Origin of the sequence: Acinetobacter sp. YH12137, from assembly GCF_013418535.1 — a bacterium.
In the GTDB taxonomy this organism is placed as follows: domain Bacteria; phylum Pseudomonadota; class Gammaproteobacteria; order Pseudomonadales; family Moraxellaceae; genus Acinetobacter.
Window position 1 is genome coordinate 1 of sequence record NZ_VPBW01000048.1, and the last position, 16,932, is coordinate 16,932.

At 46.3% G+C, this 16,932-nt stretch carries 12 protein-coding genes; 4 read left to right on the forward strand and 8 right to left on the reverse strand.

What is annotated here, in order from left to right; all coding sequences use genetic code 11:
• Window positions 1–156: 156 nt before the first annotated feature.
• The 4 genes from dnaJ to FTU72_RS14855 form a co-directional block, all read right to left on the reverse strand.
• Window positions 157–1,272: a molecular chaperone DnaJ gene (dnaJ, locus tag FTU72_RS14840; protein ID WP_034703346.1), complete on the reverse strand. Its 1,116-nt coding sequence runs from the start codon at window positions 1,270–1,272 to the stop codon at window positions 157–159.
• 104 nt (window positions 1,273–1,376) lie between these two features.
• Window positions 1,377–1,754, reverse strand: a complete 378-nt coding sequence (locus FTU72_RS14845; RefSeq protein WP_104426832.1) for a hypothetical protein — start codon at window positions 1,752–1,754, stop codon at window positions 1,377–1,379.
• Window positions 1,755–1,884: 130 nt separating this feature from the next.
• Window positions 1,885–5,022 carry an efflux RND transporter permease subunit gene (locus FTU72_RS14850; RefSeq protein WP_180053066.1) on the reverse strand — a complete coding sequence of 1,046 codons (3,138 nt, stop codon included), beginning with the start codon at window positions 5,020–5,022 and terminating at the stop codon, window positions 1,885–1,887.
• Window positions 5,023–5,024: 2 nt separating this feature from the next.
• Window positions 5,025–6,128 (reverse strand): efflux RND transporter periplasmic adaptor subunit, encoded by a 1,104-nt coding sequence (locus tag FTU72_RS14855; protein WP_180053065.1) that lies wholly within the window; start codon window positions 6,126–6,128, stop codon window positions 5,025–5,027.
• A gap of 148 nt (window positions 6,129–6,276) precedes the next feature.
• Between FTU72_RS14855 and FTU72_RS14860 the strand changes: the two genes are divergently transcribed.
• The 4 genes from FTU72_RS14860 to FTU72_RS14875 all read left to right on the forward strand — a co-directional run bounded on the left by FTU72_RS14860 (window position 6,277) and on the right by FTU72_RS14875 (window position 12,332).
• Window positions 6,277–6,900, forward strand: coding sequence for a TetR/AcrR family transcriptional regulator (locus tag FTU72_RS14860; RefSeq protein ID WP_180012127.1), 624 nt, complete (start codon window positions 6,277–6,279; stop codon window positions 6,898–6,900).
• Between the two features lie 150 nt (window positions 6,901–7,050).
• The gene (ppc, locus tag FTU72_RS14865) at window positions 7,051–9,735 is read left to right on the forward strand and encodes a phosphoenolpyruvate carboxylase (RefSeq protein WP_180053064.1); all 2,685 of its coding nucleotides are present in this window, start codon (window positions 7,051–7,053) and stop codon (window positions 9,733–9,735) included.
• A 298-nt stretch (window positions 9,736–10,033) separates the two neighbouring features.
• Window positions 10,034–11,329, forward strand: coding sequence for a solute carrier family 23 protein (locus FTU72_RS14870; protein WP_005233183.1), 1,296 nt, complete (start codon window positions 10,034–10,036; stop codon window positions 11,327–11,329).
• A 97-nt stretch (window positions 11,330–11,426) separates the two neighbouring features.
• Window positions 11,427–12,332 carry a LysR family transcriptional regulator gene (locus FTU72_RS14875; RefSeq protein ID WP_180053067.1) on the forward strand — a complete coding sequence of 302 codons (906 nt, stop codon included), beginning with the start codon at window positions 11,427–11,429 and terminating at the stop codon, window positions 12,330–12,332.
• On the opposite strand, the gene FTU72_RS14880 is transcribed toward FTU72_RS14875, so the two are convergent.
• The 4 genes from FTU72_RS14880 to ilvD all read right to left on the reverse strand — a co-directional run bounded on the left by FTU72_RS14880 (window position 12,329) and on the right by ilvD (window position 16,650).
• Entirely contained in the window at window positions 12,329–13,066 is a 738-nt protein-coding gene (locus tag FTU72_RS14880) for a sulfite exporter TauE/SafE family protein (RefSeq protein WP_180053063.1), read from the reverse strand. The genes FTU72_RS14875 and FTU72_RS14880 overlap by 4 nt on opposite strands.
• A gap of 156 nt (window positions 13,067–13,222) precedes the next feature.
• Complete coding sequence (locus FTU72_RS14885; protein WP_004780403.1) at window positions 13,223–13,510, reverse strand: chorismate mutase; 288 nt, start codon at window positions 13,508–13,510, stop codon at window positions 13,223–13,225.
• Window positions 13,511–13,531: 21 nt separating this feature from the next.
• Window positions 13,532–14,812: a hypothetical protein gene (locus FTU72_RS14890; RefSeq protein WP_180018125.1), complete on the reverse strand. Its 1,281-nt coding sequence runs from the start codon at window positions 14,810–14,812 to the stop codon at window positions 13,532–13,534.
• Between the two features lie 152 nt (window positions 14,813–14,964).
• A complete protein-coding gene (gene ilvD / locus FTU72_RS14895; RefSeq protein ID WP_180053062.1) occupies window positions 14,965–16,650 on the reverse strand; it encodes a dihydroxy-acid dehydratase in 1,686 nt (561 codons plus the stop codon).
• Window positions 16,651–16,932: the final 282 nt, after the last annotated feature.

The window sequence follows — 16,932 nt, forward strand, 5'->3', positions numbered from 1 at the left end:
TCATGAAATACGGTATTCTGATGTGACAAAACCTGAATCCTGGTCGTTAAAGTGTTTGTTTGCACTCATATTTTAACTGTTAGGACTCAGGTTTTTTTATTTAAAGCAAACTATGGGACAGCAGTGCGCCTGAGCGTCCTTTTTTATCTATCCAGATCAGTCAAACAACCGATCAAAGAAAGATTTTTTCTTTGGAGAAGACTGGCTGCCCTCATCTTCCATGGTCGCTTGCAACTCTTTCAACAGTTCACGTTGACGTGCAGTCAGGTTCACTGGTGTTTCTACAACAACACGGCAAAGCAGATCACCTTGCATGGTTGAACGTACTGGTTTCACGCCCTTACCACGTAGGCGGAACAGTTTACCGGTTTGCGTACCTTCAGGAATTTTCAGGCTGACACGACCATCTAATGTCGGAATCTGAACTTCTTTACCCAAAGCTGCATCCGCAATTGAAATTGGCACATCCATATACAGATCTGCACCGTCACGCTGGAAGATTTCGTGTTCACGTACCACGACTTCAACGTATAGATCACCTGATTGGCCATCACGAATCGCTTCACCTTTACCAGTCAAACGTACGCGGTCGCCATTGTCCACACCGGCTGGAATAGTAACTTCCAAAGTTTGCTGACGGTCAGATACACCTGAACCATGACATTTATTACATGGATTCTTGATGATCTTGCCCTGGCCACGACAGGTACTACAGGTTTGCTGTACCGAGAAGAAACCTTGCTGCATACGTACCTGGCCGGCACCATGACAGGTTGGACAGGTTTCAACATCGTTCGGATTTTTAGAACCTTTACCATCACAGGCGTCACATGGCGCTGGTGCAGTAAAAGTAATGGTTTTCTTAACGCCTTTGACTGCTTCTTCAAGCGTCAATTCCATCACATAGCGTAAGTCTGAACCACGGCGTTGACGTTGCTGGCCACGGCCCCCCCCACCAAAGGCTCCACCGAAAATATCCCCAAACTGGCTGAAAATATCTTCCGCACTGAAACCACCGAAGCCGCCAGCACCACCGCCCATACCACCTTCAAAGGCTTGATGGCCCATACGGTCGTACATGCTGCGTTTTTCGCTGTCTGACAGAACTTCATACGCTTCTGAAGCTTCTTTAAACTTCTCTTCAGCTTCAGGATTGTCCGGGTTACGGTCTGGATGATATTTCATCGCCAACTTACGGTAGGCTTTTTTAATTTCATCATCACTAGCGGTTTTAGAGACGCCCAAAACCTCATAATAATCACGTTTAGCCATGTCTGGCGATGCTCCTCACGGAATTCTATTTAATATTGACTGTGGTCTAAAATTGGGGTTAAACCCAGCTTTACAAGGGGAATTCTGAAAAAAAAATTGAAAGCTTAGAATACGGCTTTGTTTTGAGAAAATTTGAAGATGCCTTTGAACCAGGCATTAATGAGGAAAATAATGGCAATAAAGCTGAATACTACACCTGCGACTGTGCAGGCTTTCACCCAAAGCTGGCTATCCCAGGCGAAGAAAAATAGTGGAATGAACCAGAGCGCTGCAAAAATCGCGAGTACTGAATAAATTACAATATTACGCATGATCCAGAGTGCCTGTGCCTGTAACCAGACTTCGGCATAATCAATCTGGGTCACCTTACGTGCATACCAGTAGGCGAATATGCCGCTCACCACTGTAAACAAAGCAAAAAACATGAAGACATAAGCCATCGCCACGGAGCGTCGCATCTTGGTGAGTGTGTCTTGAGTCATGTTTAGTCAACCTTAGTGTGCGGCCCAGCACAAGCGAGTTCCGCAGCAGTATGTCTTTTTTGAATTATTAAAAAATCAGGTACTACTATATTGAAATTTTCAATATTTCGCACCTGAAATTATGACAAATTTAAACAGAATTTAAACTTTTTTTCACTTTAAACCATTGTGCATATAAGGCTGGCAGGAAAAACAGCGTTAATAGCGTTGCCACGATCAATCCTCCCATAATGGCAACCGCCATTGGCCCGAAAAAAATGCTTCTGGATAAAGGAATCATGGCCAGAACGGCAGCCAGTGCAGTCAGGACAATCGGACGGCAACGGCGCACTGTGGCATTGATAATGGCATTCCATTGCGACTCACCGGCCTGAATATCCTGTTCAATCTGGTCAATGAGAATCAACGAGTTACGCATGATCATTCCTGACAAAGCAATCGTACCCAGCATGGCCACAAAGCCAAAAGGTTTATTGAAAATTAACAGGAATAAGACCACGCCAATAATGCCCAATGGCGCCGTCAGGAAGACAATAAAGGCACGTGAAATACTTCTAAGCTGGATCATCAATAAAGTCATCACCACCGCTAAAAATAATGGCATACCCGCATTCACTGAGTTCTGCCCTCGCGCAGATTCTTCAACTGTCCCGCCTACCTCTATTAAATAGCCACTTGGCATTTCTGATCTGAGCTGTGCCAACTGATCTTTCAGCTCGTTGACCACGGTTGCCGGTTGCAGTTGCGTCCGGATATCAGCCCGTACCGTAATGGTCGGCAAGCGATTCCGATGCCAGATCAGGCCTTCTTCAAAGCTGTATTCGATCTTGGCAATCTGGGCCAGAGGAACTGAACTCCCATTCGTAGTCGGTACTGCCAGACTACTCAGTGAACCGACATCGACACGTTCAGCCTGATCACCCCGTAAGCGGATTTCAATCAGCTCACGTTTCTCACGGTACTGATCAATCGCAGTTCCAGAAATTGAGCTATTCAGGAAATTCGCCAAATCGCTACTGCTTACTCCCAACTGACGGGCGCGGTCCTGATCAATATCCAGCTTAATCACTTTACTTGGTTCACCCCAGTCCAGATGCACATTGGTGGTATTCGGATTGTCTCCGACCGTTGCTGCAACTTTCTGTGCCCATTGGCGGACTAATCCCAAGTCTTCACCCGATACGCGGAACTGTAATGGATAGCCAACGGGTGGGCCATTTTCCAGTAGAGACACTCGGGTACGAGCTTCTGGTAACAGCACCCGAATCTGGTCACTTAAAGATTTACGGATTTCATTGCGGTCTTCAAGTGATGAAGCCAATACCACAAACTGGGCAAAGCTGGCTTGCGGCAATTGCTGGTCTAATGGCAAATAGAAACGCGGTGAGCCGGTACCGACATAGACCACATAGTTATCAATCCCCTCCTGTTTGGACAGGAAGTTTTCAACTTTTTTCACTGCCGCTTCAGTCGCTTTTAATGAAGCGCCCTCTTCCAGTTTCAGATCTACCAGAATTTCGGCACGATTCGATGGCGGGAAGAATTGTTTTGGCACCAGATTAAACATCAAAATGGATAGCACAAAAATCCCGACAGTCGCCGCAATGACCGTTTTACGGTAGGTGACACAGATATTCACCCAACGGCGAAAGCCCTGATAGAACTTGGTTTGATAAGGATCATGATGTTCACCGGCATGATGCACCAGCGGATCCGGTTCAGGGCGTTTGCGTAAACGCGCCCAGAGACGTTGATACCATGGCGCTCTTTGCACCAGATCCTTGTTAAAATCTGGCAGGAGTTTATCACCCAGATAAGGTACAAACAGAACTGCGGCAATCCAGGACACCAACAGTGCCAGCGTCACCACCTGGAAAATCGAGCGGGTATATTCCCCGGTACTGGATGCTGCTGTCGCAATCGGCAGGAAACCGGCAGCAGTAATCAGGGTTCCGGTCAGCATTGGAAAAGCAGTCGTCCGCCAGGCATGACCGGCCGCCTGTAAGCGGCTAAAGCCTTGCTCCATTTTGATTGCCATCATTTCTATGGCAATGATCGCGTCATCGACCAGAAGGCCAAGTGCCAGAATCAGGGCACCCAGAGAAATCTTATGCAGGCCAACATCAAACAGTTGCATCCCGGCAAAGGTCATCGCCAATACTAACGGAATCGAGAAAGCCACCACCAAACCAGTACGGAACCCGAGTGAGAAAAAACTCACCAAGAGAACAATAATCACGGCCTCGGCCAGAACTTTCATAAATTCATTAATACTGCGTTTCACTGCTACCGGCTGATCTGAAACTTTTTGCAGATCCATTCCTAAAGGCAAAGTTTTCTGCAAACGGGCAAATTCCTGTTCCAGATTTTTACCCAAGGCAATAATGTCACCGCCTTTACGCATCGATACGGCAATACCGATGCCATTTTCGCCCATAAAGCGCATACGCGGTTGTGCTGGATCAGTAAAGCCACGATAAACCTCCGCTACATCGCTAAGCTGGATGGTCTTGCCATTCACTAGTAAAGGTAATTGCTGCAGTTCTTCGACATTATTCAGCGCACCACTGACCCGCACCTGAATCCGGTCAGAACCGGTTTCAAAAAAGCCCGCCTGAGTCATGGCATTTTGCTGCTGCAGTGCCTGCTGAATGGCAGTCACCGGAATACCCAGTTGGGTAGCTTTGGTGTTGGAGATTTCGATCCAGATTTTCTGGTCCTGCAGACCGATCAGTTCAACTTTGGCGACATCCTTGACCCGTTGCAACTGTAACTGTAAACGGTCGGCATATTCTTTAAGCGTCGCATAATCGAAGTCATTGCCCTTGATGACATAGATGTTGCCAAAGGTATCGCCAAACTCATCATTAAAGAATGGACCTTGTACGCCTTGCGGCAATTCATGGCGAATATCATTGATTTTCTTACGGACGTTATACCAGACATCTGAGACATCCTTGGAAGCCAAGGAATCCTTGGCAATAAAAGTCACCATGGATTCCCCCGGACGGGAATAGGCCATGATCCGGTCATACTGTCCGGTAGTCATCAACTCTTTTTCAATCCGGTCGGTAACCTGTAAGGATACTTCTTTAGCACTGGCACCCGGCCAGTAGGTCTGGATTACCATCACCTTAAAGGTAAACGGCGGATCCTCACTTTGTGACAGTTTGGAATAGGATACGATGCCCACCAAACCGAGCAGGATCATGAAATACAGTACCAGACCTTTATTCTTTAAGGCCCATTCAGACAGGTTAAAGTTCATGTTTAACTCCCTGCCTGAATTTTCACACTACGGTTTTCACGGTCAATCGGATTGATTTTTTGCTGGTCACGCAGCAGATGCACTCCACCAATTACCACATAATCATCAGCCTTTAACCCACTGAGAACTGGTACAGAATCACGGCCATAAGCACCCAGCTGCACCGGCACTTTGCGGATGGTATGATCCGGCTTGACTACCATTACATAGGCCTGCTGATCGGTCGCTGAAACGCTGGATAAAGGAACGCTAAGGATATTGTCCTGACTGTTCTGGAAGAACACCCGGGCACTCTGACCGAGCTGGATCTGGCTATTACCTTCGCGTAAAGCCACTTTCACCCGGAAGGTACGCGATTGATCTGCTGCAGGTGAAATCTCACGAACAAAGGCGGCGAATTTTTCATTCGGTTTGGACCATAACGTGACCCAGGCCGGCTGACCGGTTTTAATTTCGGAAATCGCCTGTTCAGGAACCCCAATCACGACTTCACGCTCACCGGCTATCGCCAGTTCAAAGGCCGCCTGCCCTGCTGCAACGACCTGACCAATTTCGATATTACGTGCAGTAATTACCCCACTTTTATTGGCAATGAGCTGGTTATAAGCAGTCTGATTTTTAGCCGTATCATAATTAGACTGGGCCTGTTTCAGATTTGACGCGGCTGCCTTATATTGGTTTTCAATCGCATCATATTGCGAACGGCTCACGGCATTGGTGGGTAACAGCTGCTTGAAACGCTGTAATTCATCCTGAGCAATTTTACTGGCCGATTGAGCACTTTCCAGCTGGGCACGTGCTGCATTTAATTGAAGTTGAGCATCTTTCACATCTAGGGTCGCCAAGACCTGCCCCACTTTTACCTGATCGCCCACATCGACAAAACGCTGGGTGACCTGCCCGCCTACCCGGAACGCCAGTGCTGTTTGCTGACGTGCCTGGACATCACCGGCATAGCTTTTCAATTCCTGATGTGAAGTTTTCGGTGTGGTCACCATGACAAATGGAACTTCCTGTTCTGCTGCAGCGCTGTCCTTGCTACATCCTGAGAAAGCCATACTGCATAGGACGATCATGCCAGCCAGTGCGCTCTGTATCGTGATCATTATTGTTCGCTCTTATCTAATCATCATTTTTAGGGCAAAATAGGTAGATATATAAATTGCTTATTTTTTAATTAATATACCACCCGGTACACTAATTAGGATTCTGCAGTTAAAACAATGACCATATTGAATTTTTTTGGATGAAATTGTGCAAATACCGGTTGGACGGCCCAAGGATCTGGAGAAACGCCAGCGTATTCTGAACGCAGCGAAACAGCTGTTTTTACAGCATGGTTATCATGGTTCCAGCATGAACCAGATTGCGCTGGAAGCCGGGGTGACCAAACTCACTGTCTACAATCATTTTCAGGATAAGGCCACGCTGTTTAGCTGTGCGGTTGAAGAAACCTGTGAGGCAATTCTGCAAGAATCTCCTAAAGTTCTGCAGCCTGATAGTGATTTTCAGCAGGAGCTGTATCAGATCTGTCTGCGCTCATTCAATATTGCCAATCTGCCGGAAGCTCTCAAACTGGACCTGCTCATCATGCAACTGGCCTATGAAAAAAATCCGTTGGCGGAACGTTTTTATACAGCCTCACATATCAAGCTGAATCAGGCCTGGCATGATTTCTTTGAGCAGGCGCAGCAACATCAATTTATCCAGACTGATGATCCGCAGCATCAGACCGAACTGATGGTGTCCTTACTGTTAGGTATGCGACATCACAAAGTCTTACTGGATTTAAGCCCGTTACCTGACATGCAGCAACGCCATCAGATCATTCAGCAGGCCATCGAGATCTTTATGCTGAAATATGCAATTTCCCGTTAAATTTCTTCTATCTGGCCTGATCCTTGCAACAGCGTAAGGACTAAAATTCATCCAATTAGCAACAAATGATATTCAACTTTTGTCTGCAAAAGACTTGGATTGTCATGCAGTCGGGGTATAGTCAAAGGAAGAATCGGAGGGATATAAAAAATGGTTCAACAGATTGATGTACCTCTACGCGAAGACGTACGTTTACTGGGTAATTTGCTGGGAGAAACCCTGAAGTTACATGCGGGGCAAGATTTGTTTAATCAGGTCGAGCAAATTCGGGCCTTATCGAAAGGTGCTCGCGATGGACAGGTTGAAGCAGAAAAACAGCTGGAACAATTATTCCTGACTTTAGAAGATCATGAAATCCTGCCATTAACCCGTGCCTTCACCCATTTCTTAAACTTTGCCAATATTGCCGAACAGTACCATGTGGTACGTCGTCGCCGTCAAAGCGAATTTGAGGAAAGCACAGAATCTCCAAATCCTCTGGTTCCTTTATTTGAAAAATTCAAACAGCAAGAAATTTCTGCAGAAACCTTATATCAGCAAATCTGTGAATTAAAGATTGAACTGGTGCTGACCGCACATCCAACAGAAGTCAGCCGACGCACCCTGATCCAGAAATATGATGGCATCAATAATGCCCTGTCCAAATTCGACCAGCAGAAGCTAACCCCGCGTGAACGTCAGGCAGTTTTGGCTGACTTAAAACAGCTCATCAGTTCTGCCTGGCAAACTGATGAAATCCGTCAGCATCGTCCAACCCCGGTGGATGAAGCCAAATGGGGCTTTACGACAATTGAACAAACCCTCTGGAATGCTGTACCCAAATTCATCCGTGAACTGAACGGCATGGTTGAGGAACAATGTGGCCAGACTTTGCCGCTAGATGTTGCTCCGGTACGTTTCGCTTCCTGGATGGGTGGCGACCGGGATGGCAATCCGAATGTGACGCATAATGTGACCCAGGAAGTATTGTGGTTGTCGCGCTGGAAAGCAGCCGACCTGTATTTGCGTGATATTGAAAACCTGCGCTGGGAACTTTCTATTCAGCAATGCAGTGATGAAATTACACAGGCGTTAGGCCACCAACATCCTGAACCGTACCGTGAATATTTACGCGATATACGTGAACGTCTAAAAATTACCCGTGCTTGGCTGGCTGAAAAACTGCATGGCAAAGATGCGGATGATAGTCGGGTCATTAAAAGTAAAGATGAGTTATTAAAACCGTTACTGACCTGTTATCGCTCATTGATGGCGTGCAATCTGGCAGAACTTGCCAATAGCAGTCTGCTGGACCTGATTTACCGGGTGAACTGTTTCGGAATTGAACTCCTCAAACTGGATATCCGTCAGGAATCTGGTCGTCATCGTCAGGCCATTTCAGCCATTACTGAATATCTGGGTCTGGGTAATTTCGAAACTTGGACTGAACAGGCCCGTCAAAACTTCCTGTTGCAGGAACTGCAAAGTAAACGGCCTCTACTACCTAAACACCTGAATGAACCAGCGGGTAGCCTGATTGAACATCCGGATGTGCAGGAAGTGTTTACCACTATGCACACGCTGGCTGAACAGCCAAGTGAATCTCTGGGTGCCTATATTATTTCCATGGCCGAATACCCAAGTGATGTGCTGGCTGTCTTGCTGCTGCAAAAAGAAGCCGGGATTAAACAGCCTTTACGGGTAGTACCTTTATTTGAAACCTTAAAAGATCTCGACGGCGCTGCTGACACCATGTCGACACTCTTTAATATGCATTGGTACAAACAGCATATTCAGGGTAAGCATGAAGTCATGATTGGTTATTCGGATTCGGCCAAAGATGCCGGCTTTATGTCAGCCAACTGGGCACAGTACCGTGCGCAGGAAGAACTGACCGCAGTTGCTAAACAGCATGATATCCAGTTGACCTTGTTCCATGGCCGTGGCGGTTCGATCAGCCGCGGCGGTGCACCCACCCAGCAAGCCTTGTTCTCGCAACCACCAGGCTCTATTTCAGGGGCCATTCGGGTGACTGAACAAGGTGAAATGATTCGCTTTAAATTCGGTCTGGAAGAAATCGCACTACAAAATCTGGAAATTTATACAGCGGCGACGCTGGAAGCGACTTTATTACCGCCACCTGAACCGAAACCGGAATGGCGTGATCTGATGCATAAAATGACGGATCTGTCAGTACAAGTCTATCGTCAGACGGTACGTGAAAATCCGCATTTCGTAAAATACCTGCGTACCGTGACCCCAGAACTGGAATTACAAATGTTGCCGCTTGGTTCACGTCCTGCCAAACGTAAGGTCAGCGGCGGGATTGAATCCTTGCGTGCCATTCCATGGGTATTCGCCTGGACCCAAATCCGTCTGATGTTACCGGCTTGGCTGGGTACCGGTGCCGCATTAAATGAGGTACTGGATCAAGGGCAACGTACAATTCTGGATGAAATGCTAACCGAATGGCCTTATTTCCAGACCTTAATTGATATGCTGGAAATGGTGCTGTCCAAAGCAGACAGCAATGTCGCGCTCTATTACGAATCACATCTGACTCAGGATGAAGACCTGAAAGAGCTCGGCACGGAACTGCGTCAACGCTTGCAAGATGCCATCCAGACCCTACTCACTTTAAAAGATGAATCAAAACTGCTGAGCAGTAATGGTGTCTTGGACCAGTCCATGACGGTGCGTAAACCTTATCTGTTACCGCTCCATTTACTGCAAGCCGAACTGATGAAACGTCGTCGATTATATCTGGAACAGCAGCAGGCTGAACACACGCCAGTCGATCATGCCCTAATGGTGAGTATTGCCGGCATTGCCGCCGGTTTACGAAATACCGGTTGATTTTTTTCTCTTCCATTTAAAGCACATCTACACGATGTGCTTTTTTATTGATCAGTCAATAGCCAAAAAAAGCTTTATTTATATATCAAATTAAAATTACTTATAGATGTTGAATATGAATTGTCCGGGAATTAATCCACTGATTTAACTTTAGTTTTGATTTAAAAAACTTTTACCGCACGGTAAAATCTCAAATAAAGTCATAGAATTAATTTGAACAAAAATTTTGTTTCAGTGATTAAATCTTCTAAAAAACAAGAGTATGATGTGCACAATTTATCTTTTGAGTGCTCATTTTATGTCCAATTGGTTTCCCAAGTGGCGCCCTTATGAGGGTAGTATCGATGCACGACCAGTAGGTACCGCAGAGTATTTACCGCCTGCCCAGACCCTGATCTTGGGGGTACAACATGCCTTTGCCATGTTCGGTGCGACGGTACTGGCGCCATTTCTAATGGGTTTTGATCCCAATCTGGCCATTTTAATGTCGGGGATTTGTACCATCCTGTTCTTCCTGATCACGGGTGGTCGTGTACCAAGTTATCTGGGTTCAAGCTTTGCGTTCATTGGGGTGGTAATTGCGGCAACCGGTTATGCAGGTGCTGGCGGACTGAATCCAAATATTGGTGTCGCCGCTGGCGGGATTATTGCATGTGGTGTGCTTTATGCCTTGATGGGTGTTCTGGTCATGGCAACGGGAACCCGCTGGATTGAAAAATTGATGCCGCCGGTGGTGACCGGTGCGGTGGTAATGATTATCGGTCTGAACCTGGCCCCTGTGACTGTGAAAAACGTCATGGGCAATACCTTTAATATGTGGATGTCACTGGTGACCGTACTGTGTATGGGTTCTATTGCGGTGTTTACCAAAGGTCTGGTACAGCGTCTATTGCTCTTGATCGGTTTATTGCTGGCTTACTTCATTTACTACATTTTAAGTAATGTGATGGGCTATGGTACTGCGATTGATTTTGCGCCCATTCAGCAAGCTGGCTGGTTTGGTGTTCCGAGCTTCCATGCACCTGTATTTGATACCAATGCCATGCTGATCATTGCGCCTATTGCCTTGATTCTGATTGCAGAAAACCTGGGACATATTAAAGCCGTAGGTGCCATGACCGGTGAAAATCTGGATCCGCATATCGGTAAAGCCTTTGTGGCGGACGGTATTGCAACTACCTTGGCAGGTGGTGTGGGCGCACCGGGTATGACTACCTATGGTGAAAATATTGGTGTGATGGCCGTTACCCGGGTTTACTCGACGATTATCTTTGCTGTTGCCGGTGTATTTGCAGTATTCCTCGGTTTATCGCCGAAATTTGGTGCGATTATTCATACCATTCCAACAGCGATTTTAACCGGCGCCTCAATTGTGGTCTTTGGTCTGATTACTATTGCCGGTGCGAAAATCTGGATCGAAAATAAAGTCGATTTTTCACAGAACAAAAACCTGATGGTGGCAGCAGTAACGATTATTCTGGGTACGGGTGACTTTGCCCTGACCTTCGGTAACTTTAACCTAGGTGGAATTGGTACAGCGACCTTTGCTGCGTTATTCCTGAACTGGTTCTTTAGCCTGGTCGATAAAAAATAATTCGAAGACTTAAATTTTCAAGCAGCCTCCAGGCTGCTTTTTTTATATCGTAAGAATTGTTTAAATAGGCCTGATCTTTTATATGAGCATCCTGCCGATGCGTCTGGATTTTTTTGATTTACGTCTTTTTCTCAATATAGTCGACACAGGTAGTCTGACCAAAGGTGCTGAACGCTCTGCCATTTCCTTACAGGCAGCCAGTGAGCGGATTAAAAAGCTGGAACAGCAATATCAGGTCAGTCTGTTCAGCCGCCATTCTGGCGGGGTGAAAATGACTTTTGCGGGACAGGTCTTTGCTGAGCATGCCCAAGCCCTGTTGCAACAGGGACAACAGTTGTCTCAAGCCATGGCCGGTTTTAGTGAAGGACTCCATTCCAATATCAGCTTATGGTGTAACTCTTCAGCACAAAGTGAGTACCTTCCCCTATTATTGCCCCAGTATCTGGTGAATAACCCAAATATCCAGATCGACCTCAAAGAAGCAGAGAGCAAGGACATCATTGCGGCTTTAGTGAGTGGTACTGCCAAGCTAGGACTTATTTCCAGTTTTTTTTCTGCCCCTCAATTACAGACTCTGGAGTTTTCAGATGATCCTTTGGTGCTGATCTGCCCTGAACAGCATGATCTGGCAGCTAATCAGGCATTAACATTAGCAGACTGTCTGAGTTATCCCTTTGTTGGTCTGATGCAATATCACTCTTTGCAGCAGTCGATTGAAACCCAGGCTCGCTTGCTGAACTGTGAAATTCAATACCGCTTACGCTTACCAAATTTTGCCGCCATTGCCCAAGTTGTGGCCAATGGTGTAGGTATCGCGATCATGCCAAAACGTGCTGCACAACGTTTGTCGAAGCTCTATGCATTTCAGCAAATCCAGCTGACAGGAGATTGGGCCAACCGCAAGTTATTGTTAGCTGCGAAGAACTTTGATGAACTGAGCACGGCCTATCAGCACTTTAGCCAGTTCCTCATTTCTGCGGATGTACAAAAAATCCTGAATTAAATCCAGCCGAATTGATGTAGCATCATATAGCTGCCTAAGGCGATCAGGCCGATAAAAAATACTGTCCGGAATTTCTGTTCAGGTATACGGGAACGGATTTTTTTGCCGAACCACATCCCGATCAAGGCCGGAATCAGTGCAATGGCCGACATGGCATAATCAATCGGCATATCTTCCACCGGGTTTTGGTGCAGGAAAATTGCCAAACACACCGTCGAGGTGGTAAATACCAACCCTAAGGCCTGAACCAGATCATCACGTTTTAAATGCAGGGTTTGCAAATAAGGCACCACTGGAATTACCACTACCCCAGTTGCCACGGTCAAGGCCCCCCCGAGATATCCCATAATCGGAGAAAGCCACTTTTCATGCTGGCTTAAATCTGGCATCCGTTTCGCCAATAAACCATATAGGCCATATAGAGCAAGCATCCCGCCCAATAAAGCTTCACTATGAAATTCAGAATGACCTAAAGTCGGGAAAATACTCCAGACTGAACCCACGATAATGCCTGCTAGCAACAGCCAGAAACGGCGAATCAGCTTCAGTACATGACCTTCGGCAAAAAGTTGCCAGAAATTGGTCAGCATCGAAGGTACTATCAGTAAAGTTGCTGCCTGAAATGGACTCATAAATATGGTCAGCAAACCCATGGACACCGCAGGCAAACCTAATCCAATGGTGCCTTTAATCAGACCAGCCAAAGCAAAAATAGCAATAACAAAAGCAGTCATCTGATGACCCTAAATTGACTTAAGCTCATGCTATAGAAATCGCGAATAGAGTAAAATCAGGGTTTTAAGAAGGAAGCCTCAAGTAAATATTGAGGCTTCAGATGGATGTGCTGAAACTCATCAGATTCATCAGCAAAAATCGGATTTAAAAGTCGTTTAAGGACGGAACTCTTTCAGTTCACGCTGAATGAAATACTGGAACATTTCCCGGTACAAATGCTCAATGAAGGCCTGATCCACGCCCTGCTGTTGTGCCAAGGCTTTGACATTTTCCACAATCTGCTCCATACGCTCCGGTGATTGCAGATCAGTTTCAGTTTTTTTAAAACGGGTGGTTTGATCAACATAAAATTGACGCGCAGCGATCAGCTCAACTAAAGCTGTATCAATGGCATCGATCTGTTGACGTGCATGTTGTAATGATTCAGCTTTGATTTTTTCCATGTTTATTCAGTCACTTTCAGTTTAGTTATCACTCTTATACTTTTCTTCTAACACATTACTGAAAATACTTTCAATCATCCAGACACGATATAAGCTATTAAATGTATAACTTTGCCCATCAATACGCAGTTCCAGCACCGGTAAATTCGGCTGGGACTTCATTTCACATAAGGTGTCATTTTCCTGCAACTTGGCCAGAACATCTTCCTGGGTCAGTTCAGTAATATTCAGTTCCTGCTGCATACGCTTGAAATGCGCTGCATAAGACAGATCATAACCACGAGTCCAGACCGCTTCCAGAATCTGATACATGGCTTCAATCCGTTGCTCTTCCGGACAGCTATAAAACAATTGCGCCATCGGCATTACAGCCTGCTCGGTTGGCCGGCAGAATGGGGTAAATTTGACTTCAGTCCGCTTGGATAAGCGCGTCGCCAGACTCCAGTCAAACCAGTCCCGTCCCTGATAAGACAGCGGATAGACATTCAACTGGATATTATAAAAATCAGCCAACTCTTCCTTAATATAGGCTAGCAATAACCAGGAAATCGGATCTTCCAGAGCGATATACAGGTCTAGCTCCGGGTCCATGGACTGGATTTCATTCAGCTCTTCCGCATCACTGATCAGATGCTCGCGCCATTCAATATGATTGATCAGGAAAATCGGATTGCCGGTCAGTAATCTCTGCTGTTTCAGGCGACGGGTCAGACGTAACAAGTCATCTACCGCCTGATACTGGCGTCCGCCAAACTGGAAATAGCTGGCCAGAATCGGATTATGCTCAAAAATTCGTTCCGGAAAATTCTGCGGCGCATGATGACGGCTGGCCATCGCATATAAGGTGCGTAATTTTCCGTTCTGTTTTTGCCAGAGCATATGGAATACATCTTCTAGCAAATACAGAAAATCCTGTCCGCGTAATGGTGTATTTCTCAGGATGGTTTCTGCCTGCTTTAAGGCTTCAGCTGTCGGTAATTCTGGGGTCTCATGAAAACTGAAACGATGCTGTTTAGATAAAATTTTGGCATCATTCAGGCAATAGTGCTGCCATTCATCAAAAGACATTTGATTAGGCGGTTCAGCCCGCTGATCTGAAATGATGACTTTGAGTGGCTTCAGTTCCGGACTGAGAATTTCTTCCAGTTGCGGTAACTGTTGTACCGCCAGATAACTATAAACATCATCCAGTCTTAAATGGATGCTCAAGCCATCTTCAATAGATAACACCGTTTGACGAACTGGTTTCTGGTAAAACCAACTCGATCGGATTGGATCAAACCAACGGCGTAGCAGGGACATGAGAGGTGCCTCGAAAAGATTTTGTCATGCCAGCCCTTGCCAGCAGGATCGTTTTATTCAACATCCTATTATGAGGATGTTTATGACCTGATATAAGTCTTGTGCAAAACTTATATCAAGTCAGCAACAAATGTTCAATGTTTTCTAGGACTTTAGATTTCAAGATTTAGGTCAGTCACGGCCCCGGTCTCCGCCCCAGAGGTCAGTTTGGCGAATTTCGCCAGTGCCCCGTGAGTGTAATTCGGTTTCGGTTTCACCCAGGCCGCCTGACGTGCAGCAAGCTCTTCATCCGAAATATGCCAGGTCATTTCACGGGTTTCCGCATTAATGGAAATTTCATCGCCATTTTGCACCAGACCAATCGGGCCACCCTCATAGGCTTCCGGTGTGACATGACCAATCACAAAACCATGACTTCCGCCTGAGAAACGGCCATCAGTAATCAGTGCAACTGAATCCCCCAGACCTTTACCAATAATAGCAGAAGTCGGTTTTAGCATTTCCGGCATGCCCGGTCCACCTTTAGGACCTACACCGCGAATCACGACTACCTCACCTGGCTGAACTTCGCCATCCAGAATCCCGCGCATCGCACCCTGTTCGCCTTCAAACACGCGGGCCGGTCCTTTGAAATATAGACCTTCTTTACCGGTAATTTTGGCCACAGCCCCATTCGGTGACAGGTTGCCTTTCATAATGATCAGATGCGAGTCTTTTTTCACAGGTTGGTCGAATGGCAAAATAATCTGCTGGTCTTCAGGATAATCTTCTACATCTGCCAGGTTTTCTGCCAGTGTTTTTCCGGTCACAGTCAGGCAGGAACCATCTAGCATGCCAGCATCCAGCATGCGTTTCATCAATGGCTGGATCCCACCAATGGCAATCAGTTCCGACATTAGATATTTACCGGATGGACGGACATCGGCGACTACAGGAATTTCTTTACCAATTCGTACAAAGTCATCTAGGCTCAGCTCAACACCCGCTGTATGCGCCATGGCTAACAGATGCAGCACTCCATTGGTTGATCCACCCAATGCAATCAATACTTTAATTGAATTTTCAAAAGCCGCTTTGGTCATGATGTCACGTGGCTTGATATCCAGACGCAGTAGATTCATCACTGCTTCACCAGCACGGGCACAGTCAATCTGCTTGTCTTCAGACACCGCTTCCTGTGCGGATGAGCCTGGCAGGCTCATGCCGAGAGCTTCAATCGCAGAGGCCATAGAATTGGCGGTATACATCCCCCCACAAGAACCCGGCCCTGGCAAAGACACTTCTTCAATATGTTTCACCTGAATCGCATTAATTTCGCCTTTGGCATGCTGACCCACCGCTTCAAATACCGAAATCATGTCGGTATGCCCTTCACCCGGCTTGATGGTGCCACCATAAATAAACAGACCTGGACGGTTTAAACGTGCCAAGCCCATGATGCAGCCCGGCATGTTTTTGTCACAACCGCCAATGGCAATCACGCCATCATAGGCCTGACAACCGACCACCGCTTCAATCGAATCGGCAATAATTTCACGCGACAGCAAGGAGTATTTCATCCCCTCAGTTCCGTTGGAGATCCCGTCGGAAATAGTGATGGTATTGAAGATAATGCCCTTACCACCAGCAGCATTCACGCCCTGCTCGACTGTACGTGCCAGGCCATCAATATGCATATTGCAAGGGGTCACATTGGCCCAGGTCGACGCGATCCCGATAAACGGACGAGTAAAGTCTTCATCCTGAAAACCGGCGGCACGCATCATGGATCGGGCCGGTGCATTTTCGATGCCTTCATAGACGGGAGCAGAATGTTCTCGGATATTGTCTTTACTCATTTTAATCGTCCTGGATGTAATTCTTGTGAAGCTTAAAAGCTGTCTAGGTTTTATTCGATTGTATAGAAAGCGATCTTTAGATAAAAGTAAGACTCTGTGTATCTGATTCGGTTATTTGAGGCAGTGCAATTATTAAAAATAAAAAAGCACCCCATCTGGAGTAATGCCAGTCAGTTAAGAGATTGACTGGCATTTTTTTGGGTATTTCTGTGGTTTCCCTTTCACAACTCGTGGGTAGTTTCTACTTCTTTTTTTCGGTAAAACATACCTTTTAGATTTTTC